This is a genomic window from Cytobacillus kochii (assembly GCF_020171845.1).
Taxonomy (GTDB): Bacteria; Bacillota; Bacilli; order Bacillales; family Cytobacillaceae; genus Cytobacillus; species Cytobacillus kochii.
Window position 1 is genome coordinate 24,722 of record NZ_JAIVAM010000004.1, and the last position, 18,360, is coordinate 43,081.

Annotated in this window: 20 protein-coding genes; 18 read left to right on the top strand and 2 right to left on the bottom strand. The window is 36.0% G+C overall.

The window, feature by feature from the left end; translation table 11 throughout:
• Positions 1-20: 20 nt before the first annotated feature.
• The 5 genes from LCM23_RS06615 (at position 21) to LCM23_RS06635 (ending at position 3,625) form a co-directional block, all read left to right on the top strand.
• Positions 21-431 (top strand): MerR family transcriptional regulator, encoded by a 411-nt coding sequence (locus tag LCM23_RS06615; RefSeq protein ID WP_095369443.1) that lies wholly within the window; start codon positions 21-23, stop codon positions 429-431.
• Positions 432-472: 41 nt separating this feature from the next.
• The gene (glnA, locus tag LCM23_RS06620; RefSeq protein ID WP_224936223.1) at positions 473-1,807 is read left to right on the top strand and encodes a type I glutamate--ammonia ligase; all 1,335 of its coding nucleotides are present in this window, start codon (positions 473-475) and stop codon (positions 1,805-1,807) included.
• 300 nt (positions 1,808-2,107) lie between these two features.
• Positions 2,108-2,410, top strand: coding sequence for a hypothetical protein (locus LCM23_RS06625; protein ID WP_224936224.1), 303 nt, complete (start codon positions 2,108-2,110; stop codon positions 2,408-2,410).
• Positions 2,411-2,668: 258 nt separating this feature from the next.
• The gene (locus LCM23_RS06630) at positions 2,669-3,010 is read left to right on the top strand and encodes a hypothetical protein (RefSeq protein WP_095369439.1); all 342 of its coding nucleotides are present in this window, start codon (positions 2,669-2,671) and stop codon (positions 3,008-3,010) included.
• 267 nt (positions 3,011-3,277) lie between these two features.
• The gene (locus LCM23_RS06635) at positions 3,278-3,625 is read left to right on the top strand and encodes a hypothetical protein (RefSeq protein WP_224936225.1); all 348 of its coding nucleotides are present in this window, start codon (positions 3,278-3,280) and stop codon (positions 3,623-3,625) included.
• 702 nt (positions 3,626-4,327) lie between these two features.
• Here LCM23_RS06635 and LCM23_RS06640 read toward each other — a convergent pair.
• Both LCM23_RS06640 and lexA read right to left on the bottom strand, forming a co-directional pair.
• On the bottom strand, positions 4,328-4,612 hold the full coding sequence (locus LCM23_RS06640; RefSeq protein ID WP_224936226.1) for a DUF4257 domain-containing protein: 285 nt from the start codon (positions 4,610-4,612) through the stop codon (positions 4,328-4,330).
• Between the two features lie 195 nt (positions 4,613-4,807).
• Positions 4,808-5,455, bottom strand: coding sequence for a transcriptional repressor LexA (gene lexA, locus LCM23_RS06645; protein WP_251166477.1), 648 nt, complete (start codon positions 5,453-5,455; stop codon positions 4,808-4,810).
• A 131-nt stretch (positions 5,456-5,586) separates the two neighbouring features.
• On the opposite strand from lexA, the gene yneA reads away from it, so the two are divergent.
• From yneA to LCM23_RS06710, 13 genes are all read left to right on the top strand, one after another.
• Positions 5,587-5,919 (top strand): cell division suppressor protein YneA, encoded by a 333-nt coding sequence (yneA, locus tag LCM23_RS06650; RefSeq protein WP_224936228.1) that lies wholly within the window; start codon positions 5,587-5,589, stop codon positions 5,917-5,919.
• Between the two features lie 14 nt (positions 5,920-5,933).
• Positions 5,934-6,599 (top strand): YneB family resolvase-like protein, encoded by a 666-nt coding sequence (locus tag LCM23_RS06655; RefSeq protein WP_224936229.1) that lies wholly within the window; start codon positions 5,934-5,936, stop codon positions 6,597-6,599.
• Between the two features lie 448 nt (positions 6,600-7,047).
• Positions 7,048-7,278, top strand: a complete 231-nt coding sequence (locus LCM23_RS06660; protein ID WP_224936230.1) for a DUF896 domain-containing protein — start codon at positions 7,048-7,050, stop codon at positions 7,276-7,278.
• 158 nt (positions 7,279-7,436) lie between these two features.
• Positions 7,437-9,434 (top strand): transketolase, encoded by a 1,998-nt coding sequence (tkt, locus tag LCM23_RS06665; RefSeq protein WP_224936231.1) that lies wholly within the window; start codon positions 7,437-7,439, stop codon positions 9,432-9,434.
• Positions 9,435-9,570: 136 nt separating this feature from the next.
• Positions 9,571-10,005, top strand: coding sequence for a sporulation inhibitor of replication protein SirA (gene sirA, locus LCM23_RS06670; RefSeq protein ID WP_095369431.1), 435 nt, complete (start codon positions 9,571-9,573; stop codon positions 10,003-10,005).
• Between the two features lie 84 nt (positions 10,006-10,089).
• Entirely contained in the window at positions 10,090-10,308 is a 219-nt protein-coding gene (locus LCM23_RS06675; RefSeq protein WP_095369430.1) for a YneF family protein, read from the top strand.
• A gap of 210 nt (positions 10,309-10,518) precedes the next feature.
• A complete protein-coding gene (locus tag LCM23_RS06680; protein ID WP_224936232.1) occupies positions 10,519-11,445 on the top strand; it encodes a tyrosine-type recombinase/integrase in 927 nt (308 codons plus the stop codon).
• A gap of 166 nt (positions 11,446-11,611) precedes the next feature.
• Positions 11,612-12,472: a hypothetical protein gene (locus LCM23_RS06685; protein WP_224936233.1), complete on the top strand. Its 861-nt coding sequence runs from the start codon at positions 11,612-11,614 to the stop codon at positions 12,470-12,472.
• Positions 12,473-12,496: 24 nt separating this feature from the next.
• Positions 12,497-12,643, top strand: a complete 147-nt coding sequence (locus LCM23_RS06690; RefSeq protein WP_224936234.1) for a hypothetical protein — start codon at positions 12,497-12,499, stop codon at positions 12,641-12,643.
• 481 nt (positions 12,644-13,124) lie between these two features.
• Complete coding sequence (locus tag LCM23_RS06695) at positions 13,125-13,736, top strand: recombinase family protein (RefSeq protein WP_224936235.1); 612 nt, start codon at positions 13,125-13,127, stop codon at positions 13,734-13,736.
• Positions 13,737-14,579: 843 nt separating this feature from the next.
• Positions 14,580-15,818, top strand: a complete 1,239-nt coding sequence (locus LCM23_RS06700) for a PBSX family phage terminase large subunit (RefSeq protein WP_224936236.1) — start codon at positions 14,580-14,582, stop codon at positions 15,816-15,818.
• 59 nt (positions 15,819-15,877) lie between these two features.
• A complete protein-coding gene (locus LCM23_RS06705) occupies positions 15,878-17,263 on the top strand; it encodes a phage portal protein (RefSeq protein WP_224936237.1) in 1,386 nt (461 codons plus the stop codon).
• 86 nt (positions 17,264-17,349) lie between these two features.
• On the top strand, positions 17,350-18,339 hold the full coding sequence (locus LCM23_RS06710; protein WP_224936238.1) for a minor capsid protein: 990 nt from the start codon (positions 17,350-17,352) through the stop codon (positions 18,337-18,339).
• Positions 18,340-18,360 lie beyond the last annotated feature (21 nt).

Consider the following 18,360-nt stretch of genomic DNA (forward strand, 5'->3'; position numbering starts at 1 on the left):
GAATGAAGGAGGAGAGATGGTTGACTGGAAGTGAAATACGTCGTTCCATGCCGCTCTTTCCAATTGGCATTGTGATGCAGCTGACTGAGCTAACAGCAAGACAGATTCGCTATTATGAAGAACACCAATTGATTACTCCAGCTAGAACGGATACGAATAGAAGGCTATATTCATTGAATGATATTGATAAATTGCTAGAGATCAAAGATTTAATTGATCAAGGTGTCAATATGGCGGGAATAAAGCAACTATTCACAGTGAAACAACAACAAGAGATGGATGAACAAGCATTTAAGAAGCAAGAAGAAAAAGTGAGACACGATTTGTCAGATGACGAATTGAGAAAGCTTTTGCGTAAAGAATTTATGCAAGCAGGTAGGTTTACTCGATCGTCTTTAAGGCAAGGTGATTTATCACGCTTTTTCCATTAAAATAAAAAATCTTTTCTTGACTTTAAAGGAGGAAACACAAGGTGGCAAAATTCACTAAAGAAGATATCAGACGTATTGCTGAAGAAGAAAATGTTAAATTTATTAGATTGCAATTTACTGACATTCTAGGAACAATTAAAAACGTAGAAATTCCAATTAGTCAGCTTGAAAAAGCTTTGGACAATAAAATGATGTTTGATGGTTCCTCAATTGAAGGTTTCGTTCGCATTGAAGAATCAGATATGTATTTATTCCCAGACCTAGACACATGGGTTGTATTCCCTTGGACAGCGGAAAAAGGAAAAGTAGCTCGTTTAATCTGCGATATTTATAATGCAGATGGTACGCCATTCGCAGGAGACCCTCGTAATAACTTAAAAAGAATCCTTAAAGAAATGGAAGACCTTGGTTTTACAGACTTCAATCTTGGACCTGAACCGGAATTCTTCTTATTTAAGTTAGATCAACAAGGTGAACCAACTTTAGAACTTAATGATAATGGTGGTTATTTTGATTTAGCTCCGACTGACTTAGGTGAAAATTGCCGTCGTGATATCGTTCTTGAGCTTGAAGAAATGGGCTTTGAAATTGAAGCTTCTCACCATGAAGTGGCTCCAGGGCAACATGAAATCGATTTTAAATATGCTGATGCACTTACAGCATGTGATAATATCCAAACATTTAAATTAGTGGTTAAAACAATTGCACGTAAACACGGTTTACACGCAACATTTATGCCAAAACCATTATTCGGTGTGAACGGATCAGGTATGCACTGTAACGTTTCATTATTTAAAAATGGTGTAAATGCATTCTATGATACAAAAGGTGATTTAGAACTTAGTGATACAGCACGTAATTTTATTGCAGGTATCATTAACCATGCACCAAGTTTCACAGCTGTAACAAATCCAACCGTAAACTCTTTCAAACGTTTAGTGCCTGGATATGAAGCTCCTTGTTATGTTGCTTGGTCTGCAAGAAACCGTTCACCACTAATTCGTATCCCTGCATCACGTGGTGTCAGTACACGTGTAGAAGTACGTAGTGTTGACCCAGCTGCCAATCCATACCTTGCAATGGCTGTTCTTCTTAAAGCTGGATTAGATGGTGTGAAAAACAACCTAACACCACCAGCTCCAGTAGATCGTAATATCTATGTTATGAGCAAAGAGGAACGTGAAGCTGAAGGTATTAAAGATCTTCCAGCAACACTTTATAGCGCGCTAGAACTTCTCAAACAAGATGAAGTAATGGTTGCTGCACTTGGTGAGCATATTCTTGAACACTTTATTGAAGCAAAAGAAATTGAGTGGGATATGTTCCGTACGCAAGTTCACCCATGGGAACGCGAGCAATATTTACAAATGTATTAATAGATAATACCAAAGTTTTTTTTTCAGACTGTAGGTAAACTCGGTGTAATCGAGGTACCTACAGTCTTTTTGTATTTAAAAATAGAAGAAAGTAAAGCGGTGAGGATCATCCTTGAGGCGTTTATTATGAACCTCTTTACATTTAATTTATAGAAGTAGCCTTAACATCTGATTTTTTATAAAACTTAAGAAGATGTCATATCAAATATAAAATGGTCTTTTAACAAGGTAATATAGCCCGTACAACTCTTCATCTTCCACATATAGTATTAACATAATCAGAGAAAGGAGGATGAGAATATGGGATATAATAATCAAAACTATTCAGACTCATACGGATATGATCATAACGATTGTGGATGTGATGAGTTCTTTAGGAACATTTCCCGTGGTGAGGATGTGAAAGTATTCCTTAAAGGTGGCGGCCATGTGTTCGGAGAGTTTATCGATGTTCGTGGAAATTTAGTTTTCCTAGCAAAAGCTAACTGTAATCGTCACGATGATCGTCATGATGATCGTCACAAAGATTGTTGCGACAAAAAAGATCGTGTAAGAATTACTACGATCTGTTGTGATGATATCATTGCAGTTGAAACTCGATAGTAAGAGTCCTTTTTATGAGTCTAAAAGAAGTTAATGCAAGGGTTATAACTGCTTTGTATCATCATTCAACTAATTAATAGAAACTAAAAAGGGTCTCAGTTAAAAGCAGCCATAATGGCTGCTTTTTTATAGGTTTGAAAAACAAAAAGATGGTCCACAGAGAAAATAAAATGGTCTTTCAACAGGGGGATATAGCCCGTACAACTCTAAGACCATCCACATATAGTATTAACATAATCATAGAAAGGAGGAAGAAAAATGGGATGTAATAATAATTTCTATGGAAGAGGCTCAAGATATTCAGACTCATATGACAACAACAATCACGGTTGTGGTAATTACAGTAAAAACGACAACAAGGATTGTGGTTGTGATGAGTTCTTTAAGAATATCTCCCGTGGTGAGGATGTGAGAGTATTTCTTAAAGGTGGCGACCATGTGACAGGAGAATTCGTTGATGTTCGCGGTAATTTAGTTTTCTTAGCAAAAGCTAACTGTGATCGTCACGATGATCGTCACGACGATTGTTGCGACAAGAAAAATCGTGTAAGAATCACTACGATCTGTTGCGATAATATCGTTGCAGTTGAAACACGATAGTTAGGAGTTTCTTTATTGTGTCTTAGCGGATGCAAGGGCTATAACTGTTTAGTATTAACATTCAACTTGGTATCTATTTAATAGATACCAAAAATCGAGTCCAAAGCAGCCATAACGGCTGCTTCTTTATTTTATAGTTAGGTTTGACAAACAAAAAGAAGGTTCACAGAGAAAATAAAATGGTCTTTTAACAGGGGGATATAGCCCGTACATCTCCAAGACCCTCGACATATAGTATTAACATAATGATAGAAAGGAGGAAGAGATATGGGATATAATAATTGTTTTTTTGGAAGAAGACCAAGATATTCAGACTCATATGGATATGACAACAACAATCATGGTTGTGGTAATTACAGCAAAGATGACAATAAGGATTGTGGCTGTGATGAGTTCTTTAAGAACATTTCCCGTGGTGAGGATGTGAGAGTATTTCTTAAAGGTGGCGGCCATGTGTTCGGGGAGTTTATCGATATTCGCGGTAATTTAGTCTTCCTAGCTAAAGCAGACTGTGATCGTCACGATGATCGTCACGATCATTGTTGTTGTGACAAGAAAGCTCGTGTACGAATTACTACGATCTGTTGTGATGATATCGTTGCAGTTGAAGTATAAGGAACTTAGGAAACCCGTAAGTTGAAAGTGCTTTTACTTTGTTTTAATGGAAGCTAATATATGGGAAAATAACTATTGCTGATACTAAAAGGCATATTAAATGCAGTTTTAGCGGCAGCTTCAGACTGTAGACAAACTCCTTATATGAGTTTGTCTACAGATTTATTAATATTAGGAAGAAAATTTATAAGTATTGATGCGGATAATCGAAATCAATAAGAAATAGTATTTTAAGCGATTCTATACTTGTGGATTATGGGGTATGTAAAATCAAGGGTGCAAATGATTCATTTATGAACCGAATTTAAGGTGTAAGTATTAAGAAGTAAGTGGTTCTAGTTACCAATCAATTGAATAATTAGCATTTAATCCATTTAGCCATCTGTTTTTCATGAAAAATGCTTTATTTTTTATTTACCCATAAAACATCATGTTTAAAAACATTATTTCGTATCGAATTGATGAACCGTACTTCAGAAGAGTGGTTCTATGTGCTGTGTAAGACATACATATGACAATTTAAGAAGCTACTCAAAGTTAAACGAAACGGTAATGTGTTATATCCCTTTCATTAAGGTGAAACAGACTGTTTAAGCGGGTATTTCTAGCGCTTGAATAAAAGGTAAAAAGTAGAAGTTGGCTAGATATAATTTGTTCTTGTTATAAACAACAAAAAACCGTTCATAAGAACGGAATAAAATTTTATTCTTGATCTTTTACTTTTAGGGTATCTAATAATTTTAAGATACCCTCACCTCCCATACCAGATACGAGAGAGATGATGAAAACAGCAGTGGGGGAATCCGGTGTTGTTGTCACAATGACAAATACGGCCGCCAGTCCTCCTAGTAAGATGTCTTCTAAGAACCCTAAATAAATGAATTTTTTTGTCATCCGTGGCTTGACTAGTTTGCCTAATCTCTGCAAATGTCCTGCAACACCGACAATTCCACCAATCAACGCAGCGAAGAGAATGTTCATTAACATTTTTCCTTCACACTCCTAAAGCCGAGATTTTTTTGCGACCTTAGGTTGATTCTTGGTGTAAATTTCATTATAATATATTTTTGTCTCCATGTAATGATTCTATTTTACTGAATTTTTCAAATTTTATAATTGTATGAGTAACATATAAAGATAATTGCAACTATTAAAAAGGAGTGTCAATAATGACACTCTTTTTTAATGTATTTGGCGATAAACACCAATTACTTTGCCTAAAATAGATACATTGTGCAGGATAATCGGCTCCATGGTAGGGTTTTCTGGTTGCAAGCGGATAAAGTTCTTCTCTTTAAAGAATCGCTTAACGGTGGCCTCATCATCTTCTGTCATAGCAACCACGATTTCTCCATTATTTGCTGTTTGTTGCTGCTTGACTATGACATAATCACCATCTAATATGCCAGCTTCAATCATGCTTTCTCCCATAATTTCAAGCATGAAGATATTTTCATCACTCGGAGCCATTCTTTCAGGTAAAGGAAAATATTCCTCAACATTCTCAATCGCAGTAATGGGGTGACCAGCAGTAACCTTACCGATAATAGGAACATTCACCGTTTGCATTTTAGGAATTGGGTTGCTTTCTTCTAAATTTAATACTTCAATGGCACGGGGTTTTGTCGGATCTCGACGAATAAGTCCTTTACTCTCTAGTCTGGCTAGATGGCCATGTACGGTTGAACTTGAAGCAAGTCCAACAGCTTCACCTATTTCCCTAACGGAAGGTGGATAACCTTTTTGTTTTACTTCATCTTTTATAAAATTCAATATATCTTGCTGCCTCTTAGATAATTTCACGCTATCACGCACCTTCGTCAATTTCATTAAGATTATTATACCATCAGTAGTAAATAGATACAAACATAAGTTCGAATTTTCTTATTGACAGAAACAAACGTTCGCATTATACTAAAATTATCAAATCGAACATATATTCTATTCAGGGGTGGCAATTAATGATAAAACAATTGTGGAATTCTTATAGTTATGCTATTATTCTTATCGCTTTTAGTTTCGGTATGGCTTTCTTATTATTTTTGAACACTGGTAATGCAAATCAGGTGGAATATGTAAAAGTTGAAGTAAAACAAGGAGATTCTTTATGGAAAATGGCGGAGGAATTTAAAGATGCCCATAATATGTCTTCTAAAGACTTTGTTGCTTGGGTAGAAGAATTTAATCATATACATTTAGGTAAAATACATCCTGGTGATAAGGTGTATCTTCCCATTACAGATGGTGAAATAATATCTGAAACAAATTTAGCTAGTGTGATATTAGAAGACTAAAGGAATGAAAGAGAATGAATGTAATTATATATTGCAGAGTGAGTACGACGAAAGATACCCAGGAAACGTCTCTTGCTAGACAAGAGGAAGAACTTTTACATTTAGCGAGAATGAAGGATATGAATGTGGTTGAAGTCATACGTGAGAAAGCAAGTGGTTATGATTTAGAAAGAATTGGTTTGTTGCAATTATTGGAGTTACTTAAACAAAATCAAGCAGAGGCTGTTCTTATTCAAGATGAAACCAGGATTGGAAGAGGAAATGCTAAAATTGCCATCTTACATTGTATACTTAAGGAAAATGGGAAAATTTATACTATTGCCCATAATGGAGAATTGCAACTTTCAGATTCTGATTCTATGGTATTACAAATTGTTAGCATGGTTGAAGAGTATCAAAGAAAACTACATAATGTAAAAATAAAAAGAGGGATGCAAAAAGCTGTTCAAAAAGGCTTTCGACCTGAAAAGAATTTAAAAAACCAAGGAAATATAAACGGAAGAGAACGAATAGAGGTACCAATAGAAGAAATAGTAAAATTGAGACAAAATAACCTTACTTTTGCAGAAATTGCTGCAACGTTAAGAGGCTTTGGTTATAAAATATCTAAAGCGACAGTAAACCGTAGATATAATGAATATATAGCTGATATAGAGCAGGTGGATAATGAATCATCATGATATAGGCCTAATAAGTTAAGTTGATTAGTTGTAATTTAACTTAAAGACTAAGAAATTCTGGTACTGATTCCAAGATAAAAGCATACTGAAAGATCCTTCAATCGTTCATGAGTTCAGACATGTAAATTGTGAATGGTTATTTGTTTGCCGAGGATTCATCCATGTTTTTTCATTTAACGTTAGTGAAAGTATTATTCCCTTATTCCCCTTATTTACATACGCTCCCTACATTAAATAAGTCTCACATTTTTAAGTTGAGAACACTGCTACATTGCTATACCTAATAATAAAGCAATACGATACCAACTTATTGTCCTCTGAAATGATAGTGAAAAGCATGAGTGTAAAGCTGCTTTCTTGTAAAATCCATTCATATTTAGTATTATGGCTATTAAGTATCTTCTCCATATGGAATGAAGACTTTTTGGATGGGAAGGAGTGTAACACAATGATTTCAAAAGAAAAATTGGCGAGAATTAATTCCCTTGCTAAGAAAGCGAAAACAGAAGGTTTATCAGAATCAGAGGCAAAGGAACAATCTAAATTAAGAAAAGAATATTTAGAGAAGTTTAGAGCTTCTATGTTAAATACATTAAAAGGTGTTACTGTTATTGACCCTGAAGGTAATGATGTTACACCAGATAAGTTAAAACGTGAACAAAATAAACCACTTCACTAAGATTGTGTTTATAAATTTTTAAAAGGAAACTGTCACGAACAGTTTCCTTTGTTATTGTTTATATGACAATTATATAATTTTTTACCTTTCTGGTTGTAACTGAAGGTGAAAGTCTATTATATTTAATTTGTAGGATATATATTGAAAGGATGTCGTTCATGTTCAACAAAACAGATGCTTTATCAATTAGTGCCATAAGAACATTGTCTATCGATGCAGTCGAGAAGGCAAACTCTGGTCATCCAGGAATGCCAATGGGAGCTGCGCCAATGGCGTATACCTTATGGACAAAGTTTATGAATCATAATCCCAAAAATCCTGATTGGTTTAATCGTGATCGCTTTGTGTTATCTGCAGGTCATGGGTCTATGCTTTTGTATAGTCTCCTTCATTTATCGGGATATGGTCTTTCTTTAGATGATATTAAAGAATTTCGTCAGTGGGGTAGTAAAACACCAGGACATCCTGAATATGGCCATACACCAGGTGTAGATGCGACAACAGGTCCATTAGGACAAGGAATTGCCATGGCAGTAGGGATGGCAATGGCAGAAAGCCACCTATCAGCTGAATATAATAAAGATGGCTACAATGTAGTAGACCACTATACATATAGTATTTGCGGAGATGGAGACTTAATGGAGGGAGTGTCTGCAGAAGCAGCTTCTCTTGCTGGTCACCTTCAATTAGGAAAGCTGATCGTAATGTATGATTCTAATGACATCTCATTAGACGGAGATTTAGATCAATCATTTTCTGAAAGTGTAGCCGATCGTTTTAAAAGTTATGGCTGGCATTATCTTCGAGTAGAAGATGGAAATAATCTCGATGAAATTGCCCAGGCAATTGACAGCGCTCGTCAAAATACTACACAACCGACGTTAATAGAAGTTAAAACTGTAATTGGTTACGGATCCCCGAATAAGGCAGGCTCATCTGCTTCTCATGGATCACCACTAGGCTCAGCTGAATTAAAATTAACAAAAGATGCTTATGAGTGGACATTTGAAGAAGATTTTCATGTACCTGAAGAAGTATATGCACACTTCAAACAAAATGTAGCTATTAACGGTGAAAAAGCAGATAGTGAATGGAAAGATCTTTTTGCTGCTTACAAAAAAAATCATCCGGAATTAGCAGAACAGTTAGAAGGTGCAATCAAAGGTGAATTACCAAATGGTTGGGATAAAGATATTCCTGTATATGAAGAAGGCAAAAGCTTAGCCACTAGAGCGTCTTCAGGGGAAGCTCTCAATAGTATTGCGAAGAACTTACCATCTTTCTTTGGTGGTTCAGCTGACTTAGCAGGTTCGAATAAGACGATGATTAAAGATGCAGAAGACTTCTCAGCAACTAATTATGCTGGTAAAAATATTTGGTTTGGCGTACGAGAATTTGCTATGGGTGCCGCTTTAAATGGTATGGCATTACACGGTGGCCTAAATGTTTTTGGAGGGACATTCTTTGTATTCTCTGACTACTTAAGACCAGCTATTCGACTTGCCGCATTAATGAAGCTACCTGTTACTTATGTTCTTACACATGATAGTATTGCTGTAGGTGAAGATGGGCCTACACATGAACCAGTTGAACAATTGGCAGCACTTCGTGCCATGCCAAATTTAGCAGTAATTCGCCCTGCTGATGGAAATGAGACTTCAGCTGCTTGGAAGCTAGCGATTGAGTCAAAAGATCAACCAACAGCACTTGTGTTAACTAGGCAAAATATTGCTACCCTACCAAACTCAGCAGAGTTAGCCCCTGAAGGAGTTCAAAAAGGTGCTTATGTGATTGCAAAAGCAGAAAAAGAGCAACCAGATGCGCTTCTTTTAGCGACAGGGTCAGAGGTAGAATTAGCGGTAAAGGCTAAAGCTGCTTTAAAAGAAGAGGGCTTTGATGTGGCAGTAATCAGTATGCCGGATTGGAAACGATTTGATGCTCAATCAAATGAATATAAAGAATCTGTATTACCTAAAAATGTAACCAAACGTTTAGCCATTGAAATGGCAGCATCATTTGGCTGGCATAAATACGTCGGTCTAGAAGGCGACGTTTTAGGAATTGATCAATTCGGTGCTTCTGCACCAGGAGATATTCTAATAAAAGAGTATGGGTTTACTGTAGAGAATATCGTAAGCAAATTAAAAAGTTTATAAGCATGAGCGAAGAGGGAATTTCCCTCTTCGTTTTTTTTCGACAAAAAAAGTAGAAATTTATAACAAAAAGAGACAGAAAATACTGAAATAAAATTTTATAATAAGAAAAAGACTTGTCTAAAAAAGGAGTAATTCTATGAGAACGTATCAGCTATATTTAATAGATGAACCTTTTGCGTCTCATTATTTTGGTAGAGAGCAAATGTTTTATCAGCTGTTCAAGGAATATGAACAAGCGACTGGAACGATCCAATTTATTTTGGGAAAACAAATTGCCTTTATCACCAAGAATATTCCAAAAGATAAAGTAAATAATGATCTATATAGAGAATTATATGCAGAGAAAAAAGTTTCTTATAAGAGCAATGCGTTTTATATTAAAGAGAAAAATAGTCAAGCTAAGTTGATGATCTATGATCGTTTTCTTAGTTTAGAGGCTCAAGGAAACTATGATGCAGAGACGGTGTTCTTTGAAGTCCTACGAAAAGAAGAAAGTTCTTATTTAGCAATCGACCTTTTTCATAATCGATTTGGCTGGTTAAAGCCAATAAAAGAAAGAAAGTTTGTCTAAATTAGAGAAAATCATCAGCAAATATTGTATAATAACCTTTGGTCTAGTACACTGTATGATAGACAACATGAAGGAGGAAGTAGTATGTGGACATATATTCTAGTTGGTATATTAGCATTACTTGCTGGTGTAGCACTAGGATTTTTCATCGCTCGTAAATATATGATGAGCTACCTAAAGAAAAATCCACCAATTAATGAACAAATGCTTAAAATGATGATGATGCAAATGGGAATGAAGCCGTCTCAAAAGAAAATTAACCAAATGATGAATGCGATGAATAAGCAACAACCTGGAAAATAACTTACGAACGTCAGCATATCAAGGGATTGAGCCATTTTTGGAAGACAAATTTTAGTGAAAAAATCATTAAAAAAACAGCTTAGACTGAAACCTTCTCCCTAAAAAGCGCTCAAAAATGCTTAATCCTTCTCATCTATTTTGCCATTTTTAACCAAAAAGTCATTTTTCTGTGAGAGTTTAACCACAAATTCACAGAAAGGTGGCTTTTTTATGTTGTTTGAAGAGGCATTAGATGAGTATATAGTCCATTGTCTTGCTAGAGGATATACTCCTAAAACAATGAAAAACAAGAAACAGGAGTACAAACATTTGAAGATTTTCCTAGTAGAAAAGAGGGGTATCAGAGATCTAAAAAACATTACTGACCATGATTTGAAATCCTACTTTAGAAAGAAACAGAAGGATGGCTTACAGCCACAAAGTATTGTTTCAATGTATAAGATGATAAATGCCTTCTTCAACTGGTGCGTAAAAGAAGAGTACATAGAGAAGAATCCGATGGTGAAGGTTGAAAGACCTAAAGAGCCTAAGAAGGTGCTAAATGGGTTCACTGATGATGAAGTCATTGCCATGATTAACGCATTCACTACTAAGACCTTCTTAGAGGCTCGGAATAAGGCAATAATCATGATGTTAGCTGATTGTGGACTTAGAGCCATTGAGATAAGAACATTCAAATTGAAGACCCTTCTAGACAAAGACAATATTGTTGTCAACGGCAAAGGTAATAAGGAACGGTATGTGCCTATTACTCCTGCGTTAAAGAAGGTTTTAATCAAATATGAGCGTATGAAAGAGAAGTATTTCAACGATTGGGTATCTACAGCAGATAACTACTTCCTAAACTACCAAGGGGGAGAAATCTCACACACAGCCTTGTACAATGTCATTGTGAAAGCAGGCAAGAGGGCAAAGATAGAAGATGCTAGATGTTCACCACACACATTTAGGCACTACTACGCTGTAAAAGCCTTATCCAGTGATAAGACTGACCTATATTCTTTATCAAGGCTATTGGGGCATTCGGACGTGTCCACAACACAGAGGTATTTACGGACACTAGATGACAAGACATTGACAGAGAAGGCAATAGATATCAGTCCATTAATGAACATGGGCAAGAAGCTTAAAATCTAATACAAATAGAAAACGCCCTAACCTTTTCAACTTTGGCGAGATGGAAGGTTAAGGCGTTCGGACAAGCCCCAAGTGAACCTTGAGAGCATATGAGTATTATAACATATCCTCTCATTGGCGTTAAGCGCTTGTGTGCTTTCTGTTCTAATATAGGGGGATATTATTCATGGCATTGGTCAAACGTATACAATTAGATGGCAACTTTTTAATCGTACCAAATGAAACTGCTAGAGCATCAGAGGACAGGATTTCTAATGGTGCTTTAGGATTACTTGTCAATATCATGTCCTATTCTGAGGACTGGGAACTACATAAGACTGAATTGTATAAGCGCTATGCTAAAGATGGCAGAACATCAGTTAAGAATGACTGGAAAGAGTTGACTGAATCAAATTACATTGTTGAATATAGATACCGTTCGGGAAAAAAGTGGGAGTATGTTTATTATGTTCGGTTACTACCATTTTCCGAAGCAGAAAAGTCTGAGATACTTGATACAGCACGTTCGGAGCATTCGGAAATTTGGGATGTTGATTTTGTACATCACAATATGGACAGCCCAAAATCAACAGCTACTAAAGAAGAATTAAAGAAAGAAGAACTAACTAAAGAAAATAATAATAATACATATATAAATAATATTGATGATGATAAACGAACTCCCCCTTCGGAGGGTTCAGCCGTACATAACGAAGAAAATATTAATATGGTCATTAGTCTATTCCGAGAGCAAACCAAAGACGAAATCACAGACAGAAGCTTCAAGTCAGTTGTACGTAAAGTGATAGACAAATATAATCAAGGCAAGGTTGTTAATTTCAGAGATTACTTAGCTACGTCTCTAGCAAACAAAATTGAGGCTCTGGAGTTGAGGAGAATTAAGGAAGGTGCTAAGTCGGCTTTGGCAGAATCTAAGCGCATTAGGGCATCTGAGAAGTCTGAGGCATATATCAAGAAAGTTGAGAGACTAGAATCTGATTCAGATTATGTCCGCAGAGTACCATTTTATAATTGGTTGGAAGAATAAAATTTTTCTAGGAGGTATTTTAAGATGAAGAATGTTCGCAAGATTACAGGTGACCAAATGGATGATCTCATGGATTATTTATCCCATGAAGAAGAACGTACTGGATTATCCTTAGAAGAAACTGGTCTTTATGCAGTAATTAAATTCAAAGGTGGTACAATTTTTCTGTAACAGAGGATATTATCACACTTGCAAAAGAATTAGATATACCTATCTTCAAATAAGCCTCTAGAAGCCGTTTTAAGCCATGCTAGGTTGAAAGGGAAATGTTCTAGGAGTTTCGTAGAAGCGATCTGAGAGCGATTCTAGAAGTATGAGAGGTATTTAACGAGCCTTATAAACACAAATAACGAGTATTTGTAAATCAATTTATGAAATTATCGTGTAAAGTAGGTGTCGTGGGAAAGAGTGTCTGAAATGAGACACTTCTTCCCACGCCTCAAGAAAAAGTGTCTGAAATGAGACACTTCTTCCCACAGGTTATGGGAAAGAGTGTCTGAAATGAGACACCATTGTAGACTATTAGGAAATGATTAAATTAACGTCTATAAATTGTGTGTAAATGTATTTTACGAACGTCTACTTAATAATTGACTTTTATAGACGTTTTTTATTATAATCTTCTCAGATAGTAAATGAGAGGATGATTCAAATGACAGGAATTAATTTTGGATATGTTCGTGTAAGTTCTACAGGTCAACACTTAGACAGGCAGTATGAAGCACTCACGCAATACGTTACAGAAGATAGGTACATATACAGTGATAAGGCAAGTGGTAAGGATATGGAGCGTGAAGGATTTCAGCAAATGCTTAAGGCTATGAGAAAAGGTGATACATTATATATTAAGTCCATAGATCGCCTAGGTCGTAACAAAGAACTGATTAAGCAGTACCTAGAGTACTTTAAGCAGGAAGGTATAAGGGTTAAGATACTGGACTTACCAACTACAATGCAGGATGTGGCAGAGGGTCAAGAGTGGGTCATTGACATGATTAACAACATTATCATTGAAGTATATACATCTATTGCACAGCAGGAACGTGAGACATTATTGCAGAGACAATCAGAAGGCATTGCATCAGCGCACAAAAGAGGCGTTAAGTTTGGTCGTCCAGTTCTTGAGTTACCTAATGATTGGGCAAAGTATTATAAGCAATGGAAAGCTAAAGAGATTAAAGCTGTGGACTTTATGAAGCTTGTTGATATGAAGAAAGCAACGTTCTATAAGAAGGTAAAAGAATATGAAGATAGTTTGAAATGATTGTTGGAGAAAATTTTTCTTCAACTTTTTTATTTTGTTCTGGAAAAAATCTGGGGGTATATTTCAAAATTTCAAAAAAATCCAATGGGGAGTACAACAATTATTTTTATCCCATATTCCCTTGTAACAATTTACGCAAACTTACTGGAGGGACACGATGTCTCTATAGTAACAGATCAGTATAGATGCTATATTTTATTTAATAATAACCCTCCGAAACATTCGCAACTGACTTCTGAAACTTACTACCAAAACCAATTTTAATCCGAGTTTCTTCTATTATATATACCACCAAATACTACACAAATCATTAGCCCATCACCCACAGCCAATTAACATTCTTTAGTGGGTCAACCACTCTTTAAAATATGACGATCTTCATAATATAAATATGTCTAAGACACAATTAGAAAAACAACATAAAACACCTGCTGAAATTTGCAATGAATAATAAATCACCCATAAAATCAAATCTAATTTCGCCACAGAGCCAATCTCAAGCATGAGGTTTGTTCTTTTTGCCTTCCGAATCATTCGCAACCTCTAAATGTAGACCATCTATATTAAAAACGCACATCTTACGCCTCGCATTCGCTCACATATCGTACAACCTTTTACAGACACTATTGTCCAAAACTTTGTCCAAAACATAGCCATCTCTCCCCCCTTCCGAATCACTCAGGACTACTTTTGTCCAAAGTATCGTTCAATAGTGGGGTAAAAACTCAAGCCAAAAAGTGTTTCTCTATGTCTTCAACCTCATTCCGTTTCTCAATCAGTATTAAGTAATAGCGAATTACAAGTTACTGAATTATTGAGACGGAAAGAAGGTGGTTTGTTGCCATGAAGATCAACATTGGAAAAGAGTTCTTTAACAATGTCTATATTCCTTATCTGAAAACCAAAACAACAATGAATGTTTTTATGGGCGGTGCAGGTAGTGGAAAATCTAAGTTCTTGGCTCAGAAACTCACCATTGACCTATTAAAAGAGAAGAGAAAGCTTCTATGTGTTCGTGGAACTTTAAATACTATGAAGGATTCAGTTCATGCTGAATTTCTAGCAGTTTTAGAGCAATTTGGAATAAGAAATCAATGCAAAATCACTAAGATGCCATTGGAAATCATCTTTCCTAATGGTTCGCAGATTATCTATCGTGGAGCAGATGATCCAGAGAAGCTTAAATCTATTCAAGGCGTTACTGATATCTGGATTGAGGAAGCTACAGAAGTTTCTAAAGAGATTTATGACCAATTAAAGCTACGTTTACGTACTCCTAATGTGAAAATAAGATTCTTCATCTCTTACAACCCAGTGTCAAAAGAAAACTGGGTTTACTCAGAGTTTCACGTTAATCCTCCTACAGACTGCACTGTACTTAAAACAACATACAAAGATAATCGTTTCTTGCCTCAAGAGTACATTGATAACTTGATGGAAATGAAAGAGCGCAATCCACTGTATTTCAAAATATATGCGGATGGAGAGTTTGGAAGCCTTGGAGATAGGATTTATGAGAACTGGCGAGTGGAAGAGTTTGATGCTAATGAATTAATTAAAGTGAACTTGAATTTACAGCATAGAATTGGCTTGGACTTTGGCTTTAAGGCAGATCCAACAGGAATCATTGAGGTCATTGCAGATATGCAAGAGAAGAAGTTATGGATCGTTGATGAAGTTTATGAAAGAGGCTTACTTAACTCTGAAATAGCCGAGAGAATCAAAAACAAGAGATGGCATAAAAGCCTCATTACTGCAGACTCAGCAGAGCAAAAGTCAATTGCAGAACTCAGAACACATCACGGTATATCAAGAATTATTCCTGCAAAGAAGGGCAAAGGTTCAATCATGGCAGGGATTCAATTTATTCAACAGTTTGAAGTGATTGTTCATCCTCGCTGTGTAAATACCAAGATTGAACTAGAAAACTACTCGTATAAAAAGGACAAGTCCACAGGGCGAACAATTAACGTGCCACAGGATAACTTTAACCATATCTTAGATGCTCTACGTTATTGCCTTGAGGAATGGCAACGAATTAATAGAGTTAAAGGCGTTAGTAAATCGCTTTTTGGATTATAAGCAATCCACCTTCAATTAGAGGGTGGGTTTATTTGTATTTATAAGGAGATGAAACAATAGTGAACTATAAAAAAGATGAAGTTCTTTTTAAAGCAGGCAAGAGATATCGTTTGCCAATGGATAGTATTGAAAGTCCTAATATGGATATCGTTGAGAAACTAATTGAAAAGCATAAAATAGATGATGTTCCACATCATAAGAATCTGCAAAAATACTATGTTGGTAAACATGACATTCTTAATCGTAGATTCCGAGATCCATCAAAGCCTAACCAGAAGCTAGTAAATCCTTTTGGTAAATTGATTACGGATCAGTTAACAAGCTATTTTGTAGGTAAGCCAGTGAGATACACTGCTGAGAAGGAAACTAAAGACTATCTTGAACGACTACAGTTTATTTTTGATATCAATAATGAATCAGCACACAATTCAGAGATGGCTAAGACAGCTTCCATTAATGGTGTAGCTTATGAATTACTTTGGGTTGACGAAAAAGGTATTCCTAGGTTTAATCAAGTACCAATAAATGAAATGCTTGTTGTATACGACAATAAGCTTGATCCACAACCTTTAATGGCTGTTCGTCACTATACAGTGTATAACTATTTAACTGAAAAAGAAGAAATTATGGTTGAGATTTACACCAAAAATGCTGTATTCAAATATGTCAAAGGTGAAAAAGACTTTGTAGAACAAAGTGTTGAGCCTCATTACTTTGGTAACGTACCAGTCATTCCATACTTTAATAACCAAGATGGATTAGGCGACTGGCAAGTTGTTACACCATTAATTGATGCCTATGACACTATGCAATCAGACACAGCAAATGATTTTGAATACTTTGCAGATGCTTACTTGGCGTTGAAGGGTGTAATTGACACTCAGCCAGAAGATATCAGCGAGATGAAAGAAAATCGTGTAATGCTCTTAGGTGAGCAAGGGGATGCTCAATGGTTAGTCAAACAAACTGATTTTACTAGTATTGATGGATTCAAGAAGCGTATTACTGACGACATCTTTAGGTTCAGTGGAACTGTTGATATGGCTGAGATCGCTAATGTGAGCAATATTTCTGGTGTAGCCATCCAGTACAAGCTATTGTCTACAGAAGCCTTGACGGCTAATAAAGAGCGACAATTCCGTAAATCGTTAATGAAGAGAATTGAATTGATTACTGCTATTTTGAACCTTCAAGGTCATAACTTCATTCATACTGACGTTGAGATCCAATTTATCCGTAACATTCCTCAGAATATCCAAGAAAATATTCAATTGGTATCTCAATTATTTGGTACTGTATCTCATAAAACCTTATTGTCACAACTTCCGTTTATCGCAGACCCCGAAATGGAATTACAAATGCTCAATGAAGAGAAGCAGAATCAAGTAGCAGAAGACTATGAGTTTCCTTTAGAAGTGAATACAGAAGGTGAGAGTGCTGAATAAAGCACTCTTCTTTTTATTGGAGGTGAAATGGATTGCCAGAAGACATTAGAAGCTTGCCTACTCGGGAATATTGGGAAAAGAGAGCCATGCTCTTAGACAAAAAGGTATATAAGAATGAAGCACAGTACGAGAAGAAGCTTGCCAGAGTATATCAGTCTCAAATATCTGAAATGAGCAAGAGTGTTGAAGCGTTTATTTTTAAATATGCCAAAGACAACAAGCTTTCCTATAAAGGTGCAGAACAGGCTCTTACTGGCGTTGATCTAGACGATTACAACGAAAGAATCAAAGGGTTATCAATGAAGTATAAGCAAACTGGTGATGAAAAGGCTCTAGAAGACCTTGAATTAATTGGAAAACAGCGTTCTATTACAAGATTAGGTGGCTTAATCAATGAACTTACAGTAATGCTCGGATTACTTTCTGTTGATACTCAAATGTCAATGGATGAACTGCTTGGTGAGACATACCAAGAAGCCTACTATCAGACTGCATTTAACATTGTTCAAGGAGTTGGCATGGCGCTTCCAGTAGCAAGGGTGAATAAAGATGCTCTAGACACAATTCTCAAGTACCCTTTCTCTGGTAAACACTATTCTGATCGTATCTGGACAAATAAATCTAAGATGATTGAGGCTTTGAGAGAAGAATTAATTCGTGGTGCTGTACAAGGTACTGAGGTTAGAAAACTAGCTAAGAACATAAGATCCAAACTTGATGTATCCAAATTTAACGCAATGAGACTAATGAGAACTGAGACGGCATTTGTTGTTGGTGAAGGCACTGCTAAAGGGTATGAACAAATGGGAGTTCAGAAGTATCAAATTCTAGCAACACTAGATTCCAAGACTTCAAAGGTGTGTCAACATCAAGATGGTAAGGTTTATTTGCTTTCAGAACGTGTACAGGGGCGCAATGCTTCGCCATTTCATCCAATGTGTCGCTCCACAGAAGTTCCGTATATTGAAGCTAATAAAGATGGTGGCTCTAGGTTGGCTAGAGGTAGCGATGGCAAGAACTATAAAGTTCCTCGCAATATTACTTATAAGGAATGGGAGAAAAAATACGTCAAATAAACTTTTGTGCGTAACAATCGG